This is a genomic window from Xanthomonas hortorum, assembly GCF_024339125.1.
Taxonomy (GTDB): Bacteria; Pseudomonadota; Gammaproteobacteria; order Xanthomonadales; family Xanthomonadaceae; genus Xanthomonas; species Xanthomonas hortorum.
Map to the genome: position 1 here is coordinate 3,634,900 of NZ_CP101417.1, position 18,675 is coordinate 3,653,574.

At 62.9% G+C, this 18,675-nt stretch carries 16 protein-coding genes and 1 tRNA gene; 13 read left to right on the forward strand and 4 right to left on the reverse strand.

What is annotated here, in order from left to right; translation table 11 throughout:
- Positions 1–13 precede the first annotated feature (13 nt).
- From xylA to NMB96_RS15645, 3 genes are all read left to right on the forward strand, one after another.
- Positions 14–1,351 carry a xylose isomerase gene (xylA, locus tag NMB96_RS15635; protein WP_255085232.1) on the forward strand — a complete coding sequence of 446 codons (1,338 nt, stop codon included), beginning with the start codon at positions 14–16 and terminating at the stop codon, positions 1,349–1,351.
- A gap of 87 nt (positions 1,352–1,438) precedes the next feature.
- Positions 1,439–2,866 carry a sugar porter family MFS transporter gene (locus NMB96_RS15640; protein WP_162498271.1) on the forward strand — a complete coding sequence of 476 codons (1,428 nt, stop codon included), beginning with the start codon at positions 1,439–1,441 and terminating at the stop codon, positions 2,864–2,866.
- A gap of 387 nt (positions 2,867–3,253) precedes the next feature.
- The gene (locus tag NMB96_RS15645; protein WP_255085233.1) at positions 3,254–4,801 is read left to right on the forward strand and encodes an MASE1 domain-containing protein; all 1,548 of its coding nucleotides are present in this window, start codon (positions 3,254–3,256) and stop codon (positions 4,799–4,801) included.
- Here NMB96_RS15645 and NMB96_RS15650 read toward each other — a convergent pair.
- Entirely contained in the window at positions 4,746–5,216 is a 471-nt protein-coding gene (locus NMB96_RS15650; protein WP_255085234.1) for a hypothetical protein, read from the reverse strand. The genes NMB96_RS15645 and NMB96_RS15650 overlap by 56 nt on opposite strands.
- Before the next feature lie 392 nt (positions 5,217–5,608).
- A complete protein-coding gene (locus NMB96_RS15655) occupies positions 5,609–5,833 on the reverse strand; it encodes a hypothetical protein (RefSeq protein WP_255085235.1) in 225 nt (74 codons plus the stop codon).
- Between the two features lie 220 nt (positions 5,834–6,053).
- Here NMB96_RS15655 and NMB96_RS15660 point away from each other — a divergent pair, with 220 nt between their 5' ends.
- Together NMB96_RS15660 and folE2 are read left to right on the forward strand one after the other, a co-directional pair.
- Entirely contained in the window at positions 6,054–7,214 is a 1,161-nt protein-coding gene (locus NMB96_RS15660) for an N-acetylmuramoyl-L-alanine amidase (RefSeq protein WP_255085236.1), read from the forward strand.
- Between the two features lie 36 nt (positions 7,215–7,250).
- Positions 7,251–8,174, forward strand: a complete 924-nt coding sequence (gene folE2 / locus NMB96_RS15665) for a GTP cyclohydrolase FolE2 (protein WP_255085237.1) — start codon at positions 7,251–7,253, stop codon at positions 8,172–8,174.
- Positions 8,175–8,612: 438 nt separating this feature from the next.
- Here folE2 and NMB96_RS15670 read toward each other — a convergent pair.
- Positions 8,613–8,687 (reverse strand) — tRNA-Glu (locus NMB96_RS15670).
- Between the two features lie 48 nt (positions 8,688–8,735).
- Here NMB96_RS15670 and pcnB point away from each other — a divergent pair.
- From pcnB to NMB96_RS15710, 8 genes are all read left to right on the forward strand, one after another.
- Entirely contained in the window at positions 8,736–10,103 is a 1,368-nt protein-coding gene (gene pcnB, locus NMB96_RS15675) for a polynucleotide adenylyltransferase PcnB (protein ID WP_176341789.1), read from the forward strand.
- Between the two features lie 3 nt (positions 10,104–10,106).
- The gene (folK, locus tag NMB96_RS15680; RefSeq protein ID WP_255085239.1) at positions 10,107–10,592 is read left to right on the forward strand and encodes a 2-amino-4-hydroxy-6-hydroxymethyldihydropteridine diphosphokinase; all 486 of its coding nucleotides are present in this window, start codon (positions 10,107–10,109) and stop codon (positions 10,590–10,592) included.
- A 35-nt stretch (positions 10,593–10,627) separates the two neighbouring features.
- A complete protein-coding gene (gene panB, locus NMB96_RS15685) occupies positions 10,628–11,443 on the forward strand; it encodes a 3-methyl-2-oxobutanoate hydroxymethyltransferase (RefSeq protein ID WP_023903876.1) in 816 nt (271 codons plus the stop codon).
- Positions 11,440–12,282 carry a pantoate--beta-alanine ligase gene (panC, locus tag NMB96_RS15690; RefSeq protein WP_255085240.1) on the forward strand — a complete coding sequence of 281 codons (843 nt, stop codon included), beginning with the start codon at positions 11,440–11,442 and terminating at the stop codon, positions 12,280–12,282. The genes panB and panC overlap by 4 nt, the downstream gene beginning before the upstream one ends.
- A 109-nt stretch (positions 12,283–12,391) precedes the next feature.
- Positions 12,392–12,772, forward strand: a complete 381-nt coding sequence (gene panD / locus NMB96_RS15695; RefSeq protein WP_003481969.1) for an aspartate 1-decarboxylase — start codon at positions 12,392–12,394, stop codon at positions 12,770–12,772.
- Positions 12,769–14,283: a glucose-6-phosphate isomerase gene (pgi, locus tag NMB96_RS15700; protein ID WP_255085241.1), complete on the forward strand. Its 1,515-nt coding sequence runs from the start codon at positions 12,769–12,771 to the stop codon at positions 14,281–14,283. The genes panD and pgi overlap by 4 nt, the downstream gene beginning before the upstream one ends.
- Before the next feature lie 210 nt (positions 14,284–14,493).
- Positions 14,494–14,838: a type II toxin-antitoxin system Phd/YefM family antitoxin gene (locus tag NMB96_RS15705; RefSeq protein WP_255085243.1), complete on the forward strand. Its 345-nt coding sequence runs from the start codon at positions 14,494–14,496 to the stop codon at positions 14,836–14,838.
- 3 nt (positions 14,839–14,841) lie between these two features.
- Positions 14,842–15,420 carry an ATPase gene (locus NMB96_RS15710; protein ID WP_255085245.1) on the forward strand — a complete coding sequence of 193 codons (579 nt, stop codon included), beginning with the start codon at positions 14,842–14,844 and terminating at the stop codon, positions 15,418–15,420.
- A gap of 1,155 nt (positions 15,421–16,575) precedes the next feature.
- On the opposite strand, the gene NMB96_RS15715 is transcribed toward NMB96_RS15710, so the two are convergent.
- Positions 16,576–18,531, reverse strand: a complete 1,956-nt coding sequence (locus NMB96_RS15715) for a PhoX family protein (RefSeq protein ID WP_043889350.1) — start codon at positions 18,529–18,531, stop codon at positions 16,576–16,578.
- Positions 18,532–18,675: the final 144 nt, after the last annotated feature.

Below are 18,675 nucleotides of genomic sequence, written 5' to 3' on the forward strand. Positions count from 1 at the left end.
GACATCTCACCCCATGAGCAATACCGTCTACATCGGCGCGAAAGAATATTTCCCCGGCATCGGCAAGATCGGCTTCGAAGGCCGCGACTCTGACAACCCGCTCGCCTTCAAGGTTTACGACGCCAACAAGCAGATCGGCGACAAGACCATGGCCGAGCATCTGCGCTTTGCGGTGGCCTACTGGCACAGCTTCTGCGGCAACGGCGCCGATCCGTTCGGCCCGGGCACGCGTGCGTATCCGTGGGATGTGGGCGCTACCGCATTGAACCGCGCCGAAGCCAAGGCCGATGCCGCGTTCGAATTCTTCACCAAGCTCGGCGTGCCGTACTACTGCTTCCACGATATCGATCTGTCGCCGGATGCCGACGACATCGGTGAGTACGAAAGCAATCTCAAGCACATGGTCGGCATTGCCAAGCAGCGCCAGGCCGACACCGGCGTCAAGCTGCTGTGGGGTACCGCCAACCTGTTCTCGCACCCGCGTTACATGAATGGTGCGTCCACCAACCCCGACTTCAACGTCGTTGCGCGTGCGGCGGTGCAGGTCAAGGCGGCGATCGATGCCACCGTCGAGTTGGGCGGGGAAAACTACGTGTTCTGGGGCGGCCGCGAAGGCTATGCCTGCCTGCACAACACGCAGATGAAGCGCGAGCAGGACAACATGGCGCGCTTCCTCACCCTCGCGCGCGACTACGGGCGTGCGATCGGCTTCACCGGCAATTTCCTGATCGAGCCTAAGCCGATGGAGCCGATGAAGCACCAGTACGACTTCGACAGCGCCACGGTGATCGGCTTCCTGCGTCAGCACGGCCTGGACCAGGATTTCAAGCTCAATATCGAAGCCAACCACGCCACGCTCTCGGGCCACAGCTTCGAGCACGATCTGCAGGTCGCCTCCGATGCCGGCCTGCTCGGCAGCATCGACGCCAACCGTGGCAATCCGCAGAACGGCTGGGACACCGACCAGTTCCCGACTGATCTCTACGACACCGTCGGCGCGATGCTGGTGGTGCTGCGGCAGGGCGGGCTGGCACCGGGCGGCTTGAATTTCGATGCCAAGGTGCGTCGCGAATCGTCAGACCCGCAGGATCTGTTCCTGGCACACATCGGCGGCATGGACGCGTTCGCACGCGGGCTGGAAGTGGCCAATGCGTTGCTGACGTCTTCGCCGTTGGAGCAGTGGCGCGCCGAGCGTTACGCCAGCTTCGACAGCGGCGCCGGTGCGGCATTTGCCGATGGCACCAGCACGTTGGTGGACGTGGCCCAACATGCGGCTGGCAATGCGCCAAAGCAGATCAGCGGCCGCCAGGAAGCCTACGAGAACCTGATCAATCAGTATCTGACGCGTTGATGTCCCGTGGCCGGCGGCGCATTGCGCGTCGCCAGCCGATGCCGGCCACCCCCATGGCCGCTCCTTTGCATGCTTCCAGGTGAATCCATGTCCAGTGTCTCCGTAAACGGCGCCCCCGATGCCGGTGAGAACACCCGTTTTATCGTCCTGATCAGTTGTGTAGCCACGATCGGCGGATTTTTGTTCGGTTTCGATAGCGGTGTGATCAACGGCACTGTCGATGGCCTGAAGCAGACCTTTAATTCAAGTGCCGCCGAGACCGGGTTTGAAGTCGCCTCGATGCTGCTGGGTTGCGCCATCGGCGCTTTCTTTGCCGGCCGTCTGGCCGACCGCTGGGGCCGCCGCGCGGTCCTGATCATTTCTGCAGCGCTGTTCCTGCTCTCGGCCATTGGCGCCGGTGCCTCGCACAGCTCTGGCTTTTTCATCTTCGCGCGCGTCATGGGCGGCTTTGCGGTGGGCGCGGCCAGCGTCATCTCGCCGGCCTACATCGCCGAGGTCGCTTCCGCACGCTATCGCGGCCGGCTCGCCACCATGCAGCAGATCGCCATCATCAGCGGGCTGTTCTGTGCGTTCCTGAGCAACTATCTGCTGGCCAACGCCGCCGGTGCCTCTACCGAGCCGTTATGGGGCGGGCAGGCCGCGTGGCGCTGGATGTTCTGGATGCAGGCGATTCCCTCGCTGGCGTTCCTGTTGTTGCTGCTGGTCATCCCGGAGAGCCCGCGCTACCTGGTGGTGAAGGGCCGTCGCGAGCAGGCGCTGGTGGTGTTGAAGCGTTTGTACGGCAACGCCGCCGCGCAAACCAAGCTGACCGAAATCTCTGCATCCATGTCGGCCGACCAGCACAAGCCCAAGTTCTCCGACCTGATCAACAAGGCCACCGGCAAGGTGCGCTCCATTGTCTGGATCGGCGTCGGCCTAGCGGTGTTCCAGCAGCTGGTCGGCATCAACGTGGTGTTCTACTACGGTGCGGTGTTGTGGCAGGCGGTGGGCTTCTCCGAACAGGACGCACTGCTGATCAACGTGCTGTCCGGCGGCCTCAGCATCGGCGCCTGCCTGGTCACGGTGATGCTGGTCGACAAGATCGGCCGCAAGCCGTTGCTGTGGATCGGCTCGGTCGGTATGGCGGTGTCGCTGGCCCTGGTCACCTATGCCTTCGCCACAGCCTCGCTGGATGCCACCGGCAAGCTCGCCATGTCCGATGCCATGGGCATGCTGGCGCTGGTCGCTGCCAACGTCTACGTGGTGTTCTTCAATGCCTCCTGGGGCCCGGTGATGTGGGTGATGCTGGGCGAGATGTTCCCCAACCAGATCCGCGGCTCGGGCCTGGCGATTGCTGGTGCGGCGCAGTGGACTTCCAACTTTGCCATCACCGTCAGCTTCCCGATCCTGCTCGGCAGCATTGGTCTTGCCGGCGCCTACGGCATCTACACCGTCGCCGCCTTCATCTCGGTGTTCTTCGTGCTCAAGTACGTCTACGAGACCAAGGGCAAGGAATTGGAGCAGATGGAAGGCTGATTCTGTCTGTTATGCCGATATCGGTATGAAAAACGAAGAAGGCCGCGTAGTGCGCGGCCTTCTTCGTTGATGGTCTCGCTTATGTCGAGCATTGGGGCGCAGTTGCATAAGCTGTTCTATCAGGCGGTGGTGATCGCTTGAATCAATCATGCGCGTGCACTGACTGCTGCAAGCGATCGGCAGGATCCAACCCGCAGCTCACCGCTACGCGCTGATGTGTCTGGAATGCTGCACAAGCCAATGCACCAGCAAAGTGCAACGCGCGTCTTCAAACGCAATAGGCTATCGGCGAAGAGCACATCTTCATTGCAAATTGTGCGCCACCGCTATACTCCGTCAGGCAGTTCCCCCCAGACTAGGACGCATGATGAACCAAGGAGTGGTGGTATGGCGGTAGTTAAAGAAGCTCTCAGGGGCACGCTGATCAGCGTTTGCTATGGTCTGGCATTTGTGATGCTTTGGTACTGCTCGATCGATCAGTGGTTCTTACCTGTCGGTTTGCGTGTCGTCACATTGCTGTTTCGGCCTTACCGCGACTGGCCCTTTCTCCTGGCGGGGGATGCAGTTGCGATGTTGTGGCTGCGCATTCCTTTGGGGGAAATACAGGGATACGACCCTTTATGGTCTTACTTAAGCCCCTTTCTCCACGCACCTTTGATTGCCTGCGCCGTTGGCCTGCTGCGATATCGTGCCCCTCAAATCACCAAGAGCAATCAATGGCTTGTTCCGGCCGCGGCTGCGCTAGCGCTGTGGAACGCAGTGTGCAGCCTTGGATTTAATGGGGTGCTTGGCGGGCCGCCTACCAATCCCATGTTTGATCTGATGTTGCGGTATTGGTTAGGTAGTTACCTTGGGCTTTTGATTTTTTTGCTTCCTGCGATGCTATGGACAAACTGGAAAGAGGCGCCGGTCCGGTCTGAACTCATTCGAGATCTCGCGTCCTCAGTGGTTGTAATTTTAAGTCTGTTCTTAATGCTTGGCTTTGTGGCTAACCCTGTCTTGCGAAACGCGGTAATGCTGGGAATGCTTGTGCCAATGGTGGTGCTGACTTTTCGACATGGTTGGAAGGGGGCTGCCCTAGGATCGTTGTTGGCAAGCTTGTCACTTGAGCTCTCGCTTCCCAGGATTTTTCAGATAGGGCTCTTTGATCGCGCCGTTTTCAACATGCAGTTGCTTCATGCAGTGATGACTACTGTGCTTTTTCTCCTGGCTGCGCGCTTGCGCGCGCCATCTTTTCTAAACGCTGCCAATCGCGCTCGAGAAGAGTCACTACATCTCGCCCAAGCCAGCTATCTGGGCGCTGAGCGCATGTTACGTAATCGTGTGATCGAATACTCCGACATCAATGTACAGATCAATCGAATGCGCAAAGATGTGGTAGCCGATTTGAGGGCTAGAGGTCAGCATGCAGCAGCGATGGAAATGACCAGGGTTGGTGTCATCGAGTCGCAATTGCTCCAGCAGTACGTTGCCGCGCTCTATCCCTTGGAGATTGAGACGCATGGACTGTACCAAGCGTTGCGCTCGCCGGCGATTGAGCGATTTTGTGGGTCTCAGCTACACTGCGTCTTACGTGGCGACTGCAAGAATCTCTCACTTGGGCTTCAGTTGGCAGCTTATAGATGTGTACTTAACAGTATTGAATTGCTACCAGCAGCCAACAAGCATTTTATTCAAGCACGTGCATGGACCGGAATGCATTCAAAAGGAGTCGTTCTTAGAATCATCGCCGATACGTCCCTTGTGGGCTCAGTGCGGCGCGACTGCCCTGATGCGGAAACAGAGCTGAAGGCAAGATTAAAGGCGCATGGCGGAATGCTTCGCCGCCGCCATGCACTGGTTTTGACTTTTCTAGTTGCTGAGGCTCGTCTCGTTACAACTAAGGAGATACCATCCAGTGCTCCCCGGTGGCTTCCTGCCGGACATGCACTGTGAAGTTTTTTGTTTGGTAAACAAGGCGAGCGTTGGCGCGATTGGCATCAGCTGGTGGCGAGGCGGTCGAGTAAGTGTTTGACGCAATTCGGTTGACTGCTGGTAACTCTACGCGGTCTGGATCTTTACCCATCGGTAAAACCCAGAGCGCGTCGTCAACTCTTGCGACGACCGCGCGAACTACGCCTGTGGTGTCGTTGATTTGTAGATATGTCACTCCATCGCGGTTGAGCTCATAGATCGCCAACGAGGGGTCTATGGCAAGATTCTTTACTTTGGGAGCGCTGTCCCCAAGTCCCATTGTGGCTTGCACGCCGACGCCGCCATTGGAACAACACTGTGCCATGACATTGCTCGACAACAGAACGCCGGCAATCACGCCAATGACCCTGAGCCAATTTGCTGTTTTCTTATTCATGATTTTCGCCTTCCCCTGCTAGGGGCGATGCTGCCTGCGATCCAGGCTCGCCTACGGTACGTCCATACGGTGCGTTGGTGTTGGTGTTTTTTGCAAAAATTATTGGGCTAAAGCGACGCTGTCTCAGTGCGCGTTCGCGGCATTCGGTCAAGCCTTTCAGATTTCTAAAGGGCTGTAAGTTGCTGAGTGACCGGAGTGCTCGCTGGAATACGCAAAGTCAGTTATTTGACGGATCATGCAGCATGGATAGCAGGTTCAGGCGCCTGGGCCACGTTGCGTTTTATCACACGGTAGCGGCTCGTCACATTCTGACTCTCTCATACGAGATATTGCTCAGTTCGGTAGAAGTGCCACCTGTGCAAAGACGTTTTGAAGGTCGTGGGATTATTGAATTAACGCCCCAGCCCCAAATCCGTACGTGCGTGCTCAAACCACTCAATCACTTGCTGGTGATGCGCCTGGCCCCAACGACGCACGAACTGCTGGGTGTGGTGGTCGCTTGAGTCGCGCAGGTTTGTCAGGCGCTCGGCGATGAAAGGGGCGGTCAGTGGTTGGGCGCAATCGACTTCGATGCAGTGGCGCCACGCGGTGTAGCTGGCGGGGAGGGCGGCGGACATTGGGCGGGCTCCGGTAGACGAGGAAATGAACGTGAAGACGCAGGCGAACACGCACGGGCTTGCTTTTGCGTCGCAAATGTTACTTTATAACACTTCATCTTCTTCGCTCAGCCTGGCCTCCCGTGTCGTGTTCAATGCCGTTGTGCGTGTGCTCCAAGCCGAGTCGGTCACCAGATCGGAGATGGCGAAGCCGCTTCACCGATAGTCCGAGACGGGCGCAATGAAGCGGCGACAGCTGCTGCAGACCGCCGGCGCGGGGCTGGTGCTGTCGCCGGGCCTGGGCTATGCGCAAGGGGTTCCCGCACTGCGCAGCTGCGGCGTACAGCAGCACGATGACGGCCTGCGGCTTCGACTCGACTTGAGCGGCCAGGTCGCGTACCGCAGTTTCGGTCTGTCCGATCCCGAGCGCTTGGTCATCGACCTGTCCGGCGTCTCGACCCAGCCACCGCGGATCGATCCGTTGCCTGGCGGCCTTGCCGTCGTCGCGATTCGCAGCGGTCCGCAGATGGACGGATTGCGCGTGGTGCTCGATCTGGCGCAGCCGCTGGCAGCGACTGCGCGGTGGGAGGGCAATGCGCTGGTGCTGGATCTTGCTGCGGCTTCCGGCGCTGCGTCGTTGTCCGCCGCCGATCGAAGCGATCCGGCCGTCGCAGCGGCGGTGCCCACACGTTCGCGCCTGCACCCCTACGTGGTCGCTATCGACGCCGGCCACGGCGGCAAGGATCCTGGCGCGGTCAGTGCAGATGCGCGCTACGAGAAGCATGTGGCCATGGCGGTCGCGGGGCGTCTGCACCAGCGTCTGGCGGCCGATCCGCGTTACCGGCCGACGATGATCCGCAGCGACGATCGCTTTGTGCCGCTGCATGAGCGGGTGTTGATCGCCCATCGCCACAACGCCGATCTGTTCGTCTCCATCCACGCCGATGCTGCACCCAACAGCGAAGCACGCGGTGCCTCGGTATTCGCGCTGTCGCAGAACGGCGCCAGCTCCGCATTGGCGCGCTGGATCGCCGATAGCGAGAACGCTGCCGACGACATGGGCGATAGCGCGCGCCGTTTGCGGGTGCCGAGCAATCCGGTGTTGTCGCAGGTGCTGGCCGATCTGTCGCTGAGCGGCACCATCGCCAGCAGCCTGCAGTTCGGCAGTTTGATGCTCGGCCGTCTGCAGCAGGTGACACGGCTGCATCAGAACCAGGTCGGGCAGGCCGGCTTTGCGGTGTTGAAGTCGCCGGATATTCCCTCGCTACTGGTGGAAACCGGCTTCATGAGCAATCGCGACGATTGCCGGCGGCTGTGTGGAGATGCGCATCAGGACGAACTTGCGCAGACCTTGCACGCCGGCATCGACGATTACTTTCAGGCATTTCCCGGTCGCGCCTGAGGCGCGATCACTCCCTCCTCATTCAACGAGCTTTCGATGTCCGCCACGCTTCCCGATGTTGCCGTTACCGAACTTTCCACCTTGAGCGCGCCGCTGCGTTGGGTGGGCATGCAGGACATCGCCATGCCGGTGCGCCTGGACGAAGCCGAGCCAAGCGGAACTGTGGCTGCACGCGCCACTGTGCAGGTGGACCTGCCACAGCCCGAGCGCAAGGGCATCCATATGTCGCGGTTGTATCGATTGCTCGATCAGCACCTGGAGCAACCGTTGTCGCCGGCGATGCTGTCGCATTTGCTGCAGGCCATGATCGACAGCCACGCCGATTGCGGAAGCCGCGCGGCGCGCGTGTCGCTGGCTTTCGAGTTGATGCTGCGCATGCCGGCATTGCTGAGCGAAGGGTTGGCCGGTTGGCGCGCGTATCCGGTGCGGATCGACGCGCAATGCAGGGCAGGGCGCAGCCATGTGCGTCTGCAGATCGATGTGCTCTACGCCTCTACATGCCCATGCTCTGCGGCCTTATCGCGCCAGTTGCTGAGCGAGGCGTTCTTGCAGCAACACGCCGGGCGTGAGGCACTGCCGCCGGAAGACGTTGCGCACTGGCTGCAACATCACGGCTCGTACGCCACGCCGCATAGCCAGCGCAGCGTGGCGCAGGTACGCGTGGATCTGATCGCCTGTACGCAGCGGTTCGATATCCGCGAGTTGGTCGGTCTGTGCGAACAAGCGCTGGCCACGCCGGTGCAGGCCGCAGTACGGCGCATCGACGAGCAGGCGTTTGCGCGCTTGAACGGCGCCAACCTGATGTATGTCGAAGACGCTGCGCGGCGTCTGCGCAAGATACTGGCCGAGCGCTATGCCAACTTCCATGTGGCGGTTCGCCATTTCGAAAGTCTGCATGCCCACGACGCGGTTGCCGAGACCGACAGCGCTGCCGAGGGCTTTCATCCATTTGCCGATTGAGGGATTGCCATGCCGTGCAAGAATTCGCTGCGTTGTGCGCCACTTCCACGCAAGTGTGGTGTCGATCTTCCGACGATGCGTAGTAGGCAAGTCACCGCGCAAGCGTGCGTCTTGGTCGGTCCGTACATGGTCATGCGCGCCAACGCGGTCGGTACGAATACGAGGATGCGCCGCTGCTGATCGGCAGCGATGTTGAGGAACGTCTTCGGCATGTTCGCAGCAAGCCACGCAGCGCCTGCAAACGACCTCGACCGGTGAACGTCTCAGCACGGCAGGCTCGCACTCTCTGACGCGGTGGCTCAGGCGCCTCTCGCGTCTTGGCTTCGAGCTGCAGCGACTGCGCAATGCAGTGCAGACCCACTGCGCGATGACGCCTGCGCCACAACGCAAAAGCCCCGCAATGCGGGGCCCTGGCGTTTTTCTGCAGCGAGACGGGAGTGGTGCTCCCTAGGGGGCTCGAACCCCTGTTTTAGCCTTGAGAGGGCCACGTCCTAACCATTAGACGAAGGGAGCGTTTTGTCGCGTCCTGTGCAGCGGGCTAGTATAGTGTGGCAACAGCCGTTGGGCAATCCTGCAACACAAAACGGAAACGCCATCATCGAACCCTCAGTTACATCTCCGTTCACGCTGCGCGTCATTCCACGCGACCAGCACACCATCTCGCGCAAGGACATCAGCCCAAACGCGCTGCGCGTGCTGTACCGCCTGCGCGAATCGGGCTTTGGCGCCTACCTGGTCGGCGGCGCGGTCCGTGACCTTTTGGTTGGCGGGCATCCCAAGGATTTCGACGTCGCCACCAGCGCCACGCCGGAAGAAGTCAAAGCGCTGTTCCGCAACTGTCGTCTGATCGGCCGGCGCTTCCGCCTGGCGCATGTGGTGTTCGGCCGCGAGATCATCGAAGTGGCCACGTTCCGCGCCAATGTCGATGACGGCAGCGGCGATCGCGAACTGGATAACGGCCGGCTGGTGCGCGACAACGTCTACGGCAGCATCGAAGACGACGCGATCCGCCGCGACTTCACCTGCAATGCCTTGTACTACGCGATCGAGGATTTCTCGGTGCGCGATTACTGCGGCGGCTTCGAAGACGTGCAGGCACGGCTGATGAAGTTGATCGGCGACCCGGAGCTGCGTTACCAGGAAGATCCGGTGCGCATGCTGCGCGCGGTACGCCTGGCGGCCAAGTTGAACTTCGATATCGAAGCCGGTACTGCAGAACCCATTCCGCGCCTGGCCGGGCTGTTGTCCGAAGCCGCGCCAGCGCGCTTGTTCGAAGAAATCCTCAAGCTGTTCCTGTCCGGGCACGGCGTGGCCAGTTTCGAAGGCCTGGAGCGTTATGGCCTGCTCGGCGCACTTTTCCCCGAAAGTGCCGCAGCCCTGAAATCCAACCGCAGCGGCGCATTGCGCGCCATGGTGCTGGAAGGCCTGCGTAATACCGATGCACGCGTTGCCAACGACGAGCCGGTGTCGCCCGCATTCCTGTTCGCCTTGCTGCTGTGGCCGGCATTCTGCCGCACCTTGATGGGCTTGCAGGCACAAGGCGTGCAGCCGGAAGACGCGCAGCGACGCGCCGCCGACCGGGTCACCTTGCATCAGCTCGAGCGCGTGGCCTTGCCGCGCCGTTTCTCGCTGCCGATGCAGGAAATCTGGCTGCTGCAGACGCGCTTTTCCTCGCGTCAGCGCAAGCGCGTGTTCCGCACCTTGTCGCATCCGCGTTTTCGCGCCGCGTTCGATTTTCTGGTGCTGCGCCAGTTTGCTTCGCCGGATCACGCCGCCGACGTGGAGTTCTGGCGCGAGGCGCAGAAGTCCTCCGGCCAGGAGCTGGTCGATGCGATCGAAACCGCGCAGGTCGATCAGGAAGGCGACGAAGGCGCGCCGCGCAAGCGTCGCCGCCGCCGTCGTCGCACCGGCGCCCCTGCAGGCGAGTAGGGCATGCACACTGCCTTTGTCGGCCTGGGTGCCAACCTGGGCCCGGCCGAGGCCAGCGTCCGCGCCGCCATCGCCGCGCTCGGCGCGTTGCCGCAGTCCACGTTGATTGCGGCCTCGCGCCTGTATCGCACGCCGGCCTGGGGCCGCGAGGACCAGCCTGATTTCATCAACGCCGCGGCGCAGTTGCACACCACGCTGGCGCCGCTGCAGTTGCTGGACGCTTTACTCGGCATTGAGCAGGCCTTCGGTCGGCAGCGCCAGGCCGGTGAGCGCTGGGGCCCGCGCACGCTGGACCTGGATCTGCTGCTGTATGCCGATCAGGTGATCGACCTGCCGCGCCTGCAGGTGCCGCATCCGCATCTGCAGGTGCGCGCCTTTGCGCTGTTGCCGCTGTCCGAGCTGGCTCCGGAGGCGATCATTCCTGGGCATGGAACAGTGCGGCACGCCTTGCAATCGATCCAGGTCAGCGGGCTGGAGCCGATTGGGTAGATAATGGCCGGCTTATCACCCCACGTAATGACTTCATGAGCAGCCATACCGACAGCAAGCCCTGGACCGTGCCCGCCTTGGCGCAGGCCAAGCGCGACGGTCGAAAACTGGTCATGTTGACCGCGTACGACGCCGGCTTTGCGCGCACCTTCGATGCCAATGGCGTGGACCTGATTCTGGTCGGCGATTCGCTGGGCATGGTGGTGCAGGGGCATGCCTCCACGCTGCCGGTGACCACCGCCGATATGGTCTATCACACCGCCTCGGTCGCGCGTGCGCTGGAGCGTGCGTTGCTGGTGGCCGATCTGTCGTTCCAGGCCGATGCCACGCCCGAGCGTGCGCTGGACGCGGCCACCCAGCTGCTGCAGGCCGGCGCGGAGATGGTCAAGCTCGAAGGCGCCGGGCACAAGCTTGAGGTCATCCGCTATCTGGTCGAGCGCGAGATCCCGGTCTGTTCGCACCTGGGGCTCACCCCGCAATCGGTGCTGCGCTTCGGCGGCTACAAGGTGCAGGGACGCGGCGAAGCCGGCGAGCAGTTGCGTCGCGATGCGCAGGCGGTGGTCGATGCCGGTGCCAGCCTGGTCGTATTGGAATGCGTGCCGACCCCGATCGCCGCGCAGATCAGCGCCGAACTCAGTGTGCCCACCATCGGCATCGGTGCCGGCCCCGGCTGCGACGGCCAGGTGCTGGTGATGCATGACATGCTGGGCCTGGACAGCGGCCATCGCCGCCCCAAGTTCGTGAAGGATTTCCTCGCCGAAGGCGGCTCGGTTGCGGGCGCGGTACGCGCGTATGCGCAAGCCGTGCGCGACGGCAGCTTTCCCGATGCAGAGCACGCGTACGCCGCATGATTCAGACCATTACCGATCTTTCCACCCTGCGCGCACTGGTCACCGGCTGGAAGCGTGAGGGCTTGCGCGTGGCGCTGGTGCCGACCATGGGCAACCTGCACGCCGGCCATTATTCACTGGTGATGCTGGCGCGCCAGTACGCCGACCGTGTGGTGTCGAGCGTGTTCGTCAACCCGACCCAGTTCGGCCCGAACGAAGACTTCGCGCGGTACCCGCGCACGCCCGAGTCCGACCTGCGCGGGCTGGAAGACGCCGGCTGCGATGCGCTGTGGCTGCCGGACGTGGACACCATGTATCCGCTCGGCACCGCATTGGCCACGCCGATCCATGCGCCGGGCGTCAGCGATGTGCTGGAAGGCGTGTGCCGGCCGGGGCACTTCGATGGCGTGTGCACCGTGGTGGCGCGGTTGTTCAATCAGGTGCAGCCGGACGTGGCCGCATTCGGCAAGAAGGACTATCAGCAGCTGGCGGTGATCCGGCAGATGGTGGCCGACCTGGCGTTTCCGATCGAGATCCTGGGCGGCAGCATCGTGCGCGAGGCTGACGGCCTGGCGATGAGCTCGCGCAACCAGTACCTGACGGCCGACGAGCGCCCGCGCTCGGCGCAGATCCGCAAGGTGTTGTTGCAGATGCGCGAGCGCTATGCCGCCGGCACGCCGCGTGCTCAGGTCGAAGACACCGCCACCCAGGCGCTGGAACAGGCCGGTTTCCGCGTCGACTACGCAGTGGTGCGTCTGCCCGACCTCAGCGAGCCGGGCGACAGCAACACTGGCGCGCGGGTTGCCTTGATCGCTGCACGCCTGGGCAACACCCGGTTGATCGACAACCTGGAATTCTGAGGGCCGCCGCTGCGGCCGGGCTGAAGCCCTCACCACCGACCGCGCTGCAGGCCGGTCGGCGCGGGCGCTTTCCGCTAAAATGCCTGCTTTCCTTTAGCCGTTGCCCGTCATGCACCTGTCCCTGCTGAAAGCCAAGATCCACCGCGCCACCGTCACCCACTCCGAGCTCAATTACGAAGGCTCGATCGCCATCGACGGCCTGCTGCTGGAAGCCACCGGCATCCGCGAGTTCGAACAGGTGCATATCTGGGACGTCACCAACGGTGCGCGTTTCAGCACCTATGCCATTCGTGCCGAAGACGGCAGCGGCATCATGTCGCTCAACGGCGGCGCCGCGCGTCACGTGCAGGTCGGCGATCTGATCATCGTTGCCGCCTTTGCCAGCATGAGCGAAGACGAAGCCAAGACCTTCAAGCCCAATCTGGTATATGTGAACGCGCACAACGCGATCTCCCACACCAACCACAGCATCCCCACGCAGGCCGCATGACACACACCAACGGATTCGACGCGCTTCACGCCCACGCCCAGCGCCTGCGCGGCGCTGCCATCCCCGCATTGCTTGCCGCCGAGCCGCAACGGCCGACGCAGTACGCCAGGCAAGTCGGTCCGTTGTATTTCAACTTCGCGCGGCAGAAGTACGACCGCGCCGCGCTCGATGCCTTGTTCGCGATTGCGCGCGAGCGTGATCTGGCCGGCGCGTTCCAGCGTCTGTTCCGCGGCGAGCAGGTCAATGTCACCGAACAACGCGCTGCCTTGCACACCGCGTTGCGTGGCGATCTGACCGACGCGTCGGTGGCCTCCGAAGCGTATGCAACGGCTGCCGAAGTACGCCAACGCATGGGCGCATTGATTCAGCAACTGGAAGCCACCGACGTCACCGATATCGTCAGTGTCGGCATCGGTGGCTCCGACCTGGGTCCGCGGCTGGTGGCCGATGCCTTGCGTGCTCCGTCGGGTGCGCGTTTTCGCGTGCATTTCGTCTCCAATGTCGATGGCGCGGCGATGCAGCGCACGCTGGCAACGCTGGACCCGGCGCGCACCGCCGGCATCCTGATTTCCAAGACCTTCGGCACCCAGGAAACCTTGCTCAACGGCAGCATCCTGCATGCCTGGTTGGGCGGCAGCGAGCGGCTGTATGCGGTCAGTGCGAACCCGGAGCGCGCCGCCAAAGCGTTCGACATCGCGCAAAGCCGCGTGCTGCCGATGTGGGACTGGGTTGGCGGGCGTTATTCGCTGTGGTCGGCGGTGGGTTTTCCGATTGCATTGGCCATTGGTTTCGAACGTTTCGAGCAGTTGCTCGAAGGCGCAGCGCAGTTCGATGTGCATGCGCTCAACACGCCGCTGGAAGAGAACATCGCGGTGCTGCACGGGCTCACTGCCGTGTGGAATCGCAACCTGCTTGGCAGCGCGACGCATGCGGTGATGACCTACGACCAGCGTCTGGCTTTGCTGCCGGCTTATTTGCAGCAGCTGGTGATGGAAAGCCTGGGCAAGCGGGTCAAGCTCGATGGGTCTGCGGTGGATAGCGACACCGTGTCGGTGTGGTGGGGCGGTGCGGGCACCGATGTGCAGCACAGCTTTTTCCAGGCGCTGCACCAGGGCACCAGCGTGGTGCCAGCCGATTTCATCGGCACCGTGCATAACGACGATCCATACGCGGAAAACCATGTCGCGTTGATGGCCAACGTGCTGGCGCAGACCGAGGCGCTGGCCAACGGCCAGGACAGCAGCGATCCGCACCGCAGCTATCCGGGCGGCCGCCCGAGCACGGTGATCCTGCTCGATGCGCTCACCCCGCAATCGCTGGGCGCGCTGATCTCGATGTACGAGCACAGCGTGTACGTGCAGTCGGTGATGTGGGGCATCAATGCGTTCGACCAGTTCGGTGTGGAGCTGGGCAAGCAACTGGCCAGCCAGTTGCTGCCGGCGCTGAAGGGCGAGTCGGCCGACGTGGCAGACCCGGTGACGCGCGAGCTGCTGTCCAAGTTGCGCGGCTGAGCAGTCGCGCAGCGATAGCGTGCTGGACAACGAGGCCTTCGGGCCTCGTTGTCGTTTGGGGTAAGCGGTACGGTGCGTGGGTGTATACGACCCGCAGCCTGCAGGCGCTCTCTACGCCGGCATAGGCTGGTCTGGCTAAAATGGCCAAATTACCAAAAATGGTAAATTTGGGAGTAGGCTGATACCCGTCACTCCTTGCAGGACCGTCCGATGCCACACCCGCAGGATCTGCCCGGCCTGGAAAAATCTCCTGCTGCCGACATCAAGGTGAAGGGCTGGCCCAGCCTGATGCGCAAGGTGCGCACGCATGGCGCAGTGGTCATCACCAATCACAATCACCCCGAGGCGGTGGTGGTGGATGCGGAGGAATACCGCCGCCTGGTGAGTCAGGCAAGCGCGGCCGCCGATGCATCGACGCGGGCGCAATCGCTGAAGGCATTGCAGCTGAAGTTCGATGCGCATCTGGCGGCAGTGACCGAAGGCGCAGGCCTGGCCAAGGTGATCAGCAAGCCGGCGCGCAGGGGCAGAAAGATCACCCTGGGTCCGTCGCTCTAAGTCGTGGGCAATATTCTGGTGCTGGCCGGCGTCAACGGCGCCGGCAAGAGTTCGCTGCTGGGCAGCTTGTTGCGGGAAGACGGCGCCACCTGGTTCAACCCGGACGCGTTCACCAGGCAACTGGTGGAGCAGGGTTGGGCGCTCGAAGAGGCCAACGCACAAGCCTGGCAGGAAGGGGTACGGCGGCTACGCCAGGCGATGGCCGATGGCCGCGATTACGCGTTCGAAACCACGCTTGGCGCAACGACCATCCCGCGCCTGCTGCGCGAGGCCTGCGCGCAGCACACGGTGGCGGTCTGGTTCTGCGGTTTGTCGATGGTCGAGTTGCATATCGAACGTGTGGCCGCACGCGTTGCCGCTGGCGGGCATGCCATTGCCGAGCACAAGATCCGCGAACGCTTCGATGCTTCGCGTGAGAATCTGATCGCGCTGTTGCCGCATCTGGCGGTGCTGCACGTCTACGACAACAGCGCGCCGGCCGATGCGGCGGGGCAGGCCGAGCCGCTGCTGGTGCTGGAACTGGATCGTGCCGGCTTGCATTACCCGACAACGTTGGAGGAATTGGCGCAGGTGCCCGACTAGGCAAAGCCCATCGTGATGGCGGCATTGGAGACGCGCCGCGCGTTTTGAGCAGAGTATCCGGGCGGACATGCGCGAGTCGCCTGCCTGATTGAATATTAGGAGTGGCTAGTAAACCTACTTCACACCGGTCTACTGCAGGCCGGCTGATCTGCGGGTTTGCTGCAGGGCCCTTGCCCGCCCACCATCGCGGGACACGCTGCAAGTACGTCCTTGTAAGCTCTTACGCGGCATCCATGCCGCGTAAGGTCCCGCGACGGTGAGCGGGCAAGGACCAATCAAGATGGTCGGTGTGCATGATTTCAACAAAGCAATCGGCTGACTCTCTGGTGCGGTGTCCTCGCCGATTGCGGGACCGTGTGGCGGCATGGATGCCGCCACCGAGCCCCCAGGGACGGGTTCACGGCGTGTCCCGCGAGCGGTGAGGGCACCTTGCCCTCGACGCACTCGACTTCTTCGCGTTTGCTGCAGGGCCCTTGCCCGCCCACCATCGCGGGACACGCCGCAAGTACGTCCGTGTAGGCTCTTACGCGGCATCCATGCCGCGTAAGGTCCCGCGACGGTGGGCGGGCAAGGACCAGTCGAGATGGTCGGTGTGCATGTTTTCAACAAAGCAGCCGACTAACTCTCTGGTGCGGTGTCCTCACCGATTGCGGGACCGTGTGGCGGCATGGATGCCGCCACCGAGCCCCCAGGGATGGGTTCACGGCGTGTCCCGCGAGCGGTGAGGGCACCGTGCCCTCGACGCACTCGACTTCTTCGCGTTTGCTGCAGGGCCCTTGCCCGCCCGCCATCGCGGGACACGCTGCAAGTACGTCCCTGTAAGCTCTTACGCGGCATCCATGCCGCGTAAGGTCCCGCGACGGTGGGCGGGCAAGGGCCAGTCGAGTTGGTCGGTGTGCGTAGCTTTCAACAAAGCAACCAGTACTCTGTCTGGTGCGGTGTCCTCACCGATTGCGGGACCGTGTGGCGGCATGGATGCCGCCACCGAGCCCCCATGGACGGGTTCACTGCGTGTCCCGCGCGCGGTAAGGGCATCGCACGCTCGACCGACTCACGCGCCCTCACACGAGCGCCCGTCGCGCAGTTGATATAACGGACGAAAGACCATGCCGCTCGCAGCGCTTTGCCAGCACTGCGAGCGACGAGACCATGCGCTTAGGCCTTGCCCAACTTCACCGCCACCGGGTCACCGGTGAGATAGCCCACCGCCGCGCCGAAGCGGTTCTTGTAGTTGGCGCGGATCAGCGGATCCAGCGTGGCCTTGACGGTGTCGTGCAGCGGGCTTTCCCAGTCGCCGGGGTGCTGGAAATTACTCATCACGTAGGTCCAGCCGTGGATCTCGTCGACTGCATGCAGACCGGTGGATTCGGCACCGGCGGGCACCGACAGCACACGCGTCAGCGTGCCGCTGTCCACGTTGTAGGCCCACAGGAAATTGTTGACGTGCAGGCTGCTGTCTTCGCCAATGAACAAGGTGCGCAGGGTTTCGGAGAACTTGAGGTTGTCCGGGTTGGCCAGGCGTTCCGGGTCGGCCAGGTTGCCCAGCGCATCGGCCTTGGCCAGGTCGTGGCCGGTGAGCGCGGCCGGAGCGGCCATGTCGATCGGTACCCACTCGCTGTGAATCGGCGCGCCGCTGCTGTCGTGGCGGCCGCCACGCAGGTTGAGCGCATATACCGCACCGGAGTCCGGACCTTGTACCTTCACATCGCCCGAGCCGTCGCGCATGCTGGTGACGATGTAGGACATCGCCATGTAGGCGACCTTGTCGCGGGCATTGACGGTGGTGCCTTCGAGTTTGGTGAAGCCCAGGCTGCCGCCGGCCAATGCCGCGTAGCGATGGGTTTCCAGATACGTTGCGGCTTTCTCCATGCCGGGTTTGATGCGGATCCAGTTGAAGGTGCCGTTGAACGGGATCTTGGTGAAGGATGAATCGCCCGGGTCGCTCAGATGCACGTCGAGGATGTCGGCGGCGGTGAGGCGGTCAGCCAGGGCCTGGATCTCGGCGCTAGTGGCGTGGCCGAGCTTGATCCAGCTCAGCGTGGCGGCGCCCGGGCCGACGCCGGAGGTCTGGTGCCACTTGCCGACGTACAGCGTGCCGGCCGATAGATCCGCCTTGCGATCGGCGATGAACATGAAAAGCCCGCCGTTGGTGGCGTCGTCGCCCATCAGCACGGTGCGTTGGTCGGGCATCACCTGCACCAGCTCGTGCGAGATGCGGCCCAGGCAATAGTGCTTGCGTACGCTGCCGGTGCCGTCCGGATGCACGGTGATTTCCGGCAGGTGGCCGTAGTGATACGGATTGGCTTTCTCCGGGTCGCCGTACAGATGCGTGCTGTAGCTGCGGAACTGGGTGTTACCGGCCAGCGCGGTGGCGTCGGGCTCGTACTCTTCGCTAGACAGATGGGTATTCCACGGCGACAGGCTGGCGCCGCAGGTGGTCCACAGCCCGTGCACCGGCGCGGTGTCGACGTTGTGGTACTTCACCAGCGACAGCTTGCCGGTGGCCGGGTCCTGGTCCAGCGTCAGTACCGCGATCGGTGCGGGCAAATGGCGGTTGGTGTCGTTGCCGGCCTGGTCGCGGGTGGTGTATTCGAACTGCACCACCGCGAACACGTGGTTGCCTTTGACTCCGGTCACCTTGGCATTGGGCAGGGTCAGCAGCGAAGAGCCGTCCGGGCAATCGGAAAAGAACGGGCGTTCGGCACCGGGTTTGGAGCGGTCGATGATCGGCCGGTGCTGGATGTCGTAATAGCCGCCAGCCAGCACAGTGCCGCCCTTGCCGTCGGGCACCTGGTCGCCGGTGACGAAGAACGGGTGATAGGCCAAATCGTAGCGTTGGGTGCTGCCGTCGCTACGGGCGATGGTCAGTGCCGAGCCGACCGTGGTGGTGGCCATGGCAGCCGGGTTGGCCAGACTGGGCGCGGGCATGCCATGGAACGTGGCCGACACCAACTGGGTCGGATTTTCCGAGGGCCGTAACGGGCGTGCAGCCAAGGCGGCGCCACCGAGTTGCTGCAGGGCGGCGGCGCTGGCGCTGCCAAGCGGCAGCATCGGGACGGACGCCAGTAGTTGCATGAGGCGGCGGCGGGCGGGATCGGGGGAGGCAGACATCGAAACTCCAGGCAAAGACAACGATCAACGATGGCCTGCGGCGCATCGGCAAGCCGGTCACGCTAGGCCGGCCGTATGACAGTTGTTTGACGACGGGCTCACCCGTTGGCTGGGGTTTGGATGTGCGCATCGCAGCGGACCCGA

What these genes read in the sequence shown, in the direction of transcription:
- NMB96_RS15705 (WP_255085243.1), top strand. Translation starts at nt 14,494, where the DNA reads ATGCCACACCCGCAGGATCTGCCCGGCCTGGAAAAATCTCCTGCTGCC.
- panD (WP_003481969.1), top strand. Translation starts at nt 12,392, where the DNA reads ATGCACCTGTCCCTGCTGAAAGCCAAGATCCACCGCGCCACCGTCACC.
- folK (WP_255085239.1), top strand. Translation starts at nt 10,107, where the DNA reads ATGCACACTGCCTTTGTCGGCCTGGGTGCCAACCTGGGCCCGGCCGAG.
- panC (WP_255085240.1), top strand. Translation starts at nt 11,440, where the DNA reads ATGATTCAGACCATTACCGATCTTTCCACCCTGCGCGCACTGGTCACC.
- panB (WP_023903876.1), top strand. Translation starts at nt 10,628, where the DNA reads ATGAGCAGCCATACCGACAGCAAGCCCTGGACCGTGCCCGCCTTGGCG.
- NMB96_RS15645 (WP_255085233.1), top strand. Translation starts at nt 3,254, where the DNA reads ATGGCGGTAGTTAAAGAAGCTCTCAGGGGCACGCTGATCAGCGTTTGC.
- NMB96_RS15655 (WP_255085235.1), bottom strand. Translation starts at nt 5,833, where the DNA reads ATGTCCGCCGCCCTCCCCGCCAGCTACACCGCGTGGCGCCACTGCATC.
- NMB96_RS15650 (WP_255085234.1), bottom strand. Translation starts at nt 5,216, where the DNA reads ATGAATAAGAAAACAGCAAATTGGCTCAGGGTCATTGGCGTGATTGCC.
- NMB96_RS15660 (WP_255085236.1), top strand. Translation starts at nt 6,054, where the DNA reads ATGAAGCGGCGACAGCTGCTGCAGACCGCCGGCGCGGGGCTGGTGCTG.
- folE2 (WP_255085237.1), top strand. Translation starts at nt 7,251, where the DNA reads ATGTCCGCCACGCTTCCCGATGTTGCCGTTACCGAACTTTCCACCTTG.
- NMB96_RS15715 (WP_043889350.1), bottom strand. Translation starts at nt 18,531, where the DNA reads ATGTCTGCCTCCCCCGATCCCGCCCGCCGCCGCCTCATGCAACTACTG.
- xylA (WP_255085232.1), top strand. Translation starts at nt 14, where the DNA reads ATGAGCAATACCGTCTACATCGGCGCGAAAGAATATTTCCCCGGCATC.
- NMB96_RS15640 (WP_162498271.1), top strand. Translation starts at nt 1,439, where the DNA reads ATGTCCAGTGTCTCCGTAAACGGCGCCCCCGATGCCGGTGAGAACACC.
- pgi (WP_255085241.1), top strand. Translation starts at nt 12,769, where the DNA reads ATGACACACACCAACGGATTCGACGCGCTTCACGCCCACGCCCAGCGC.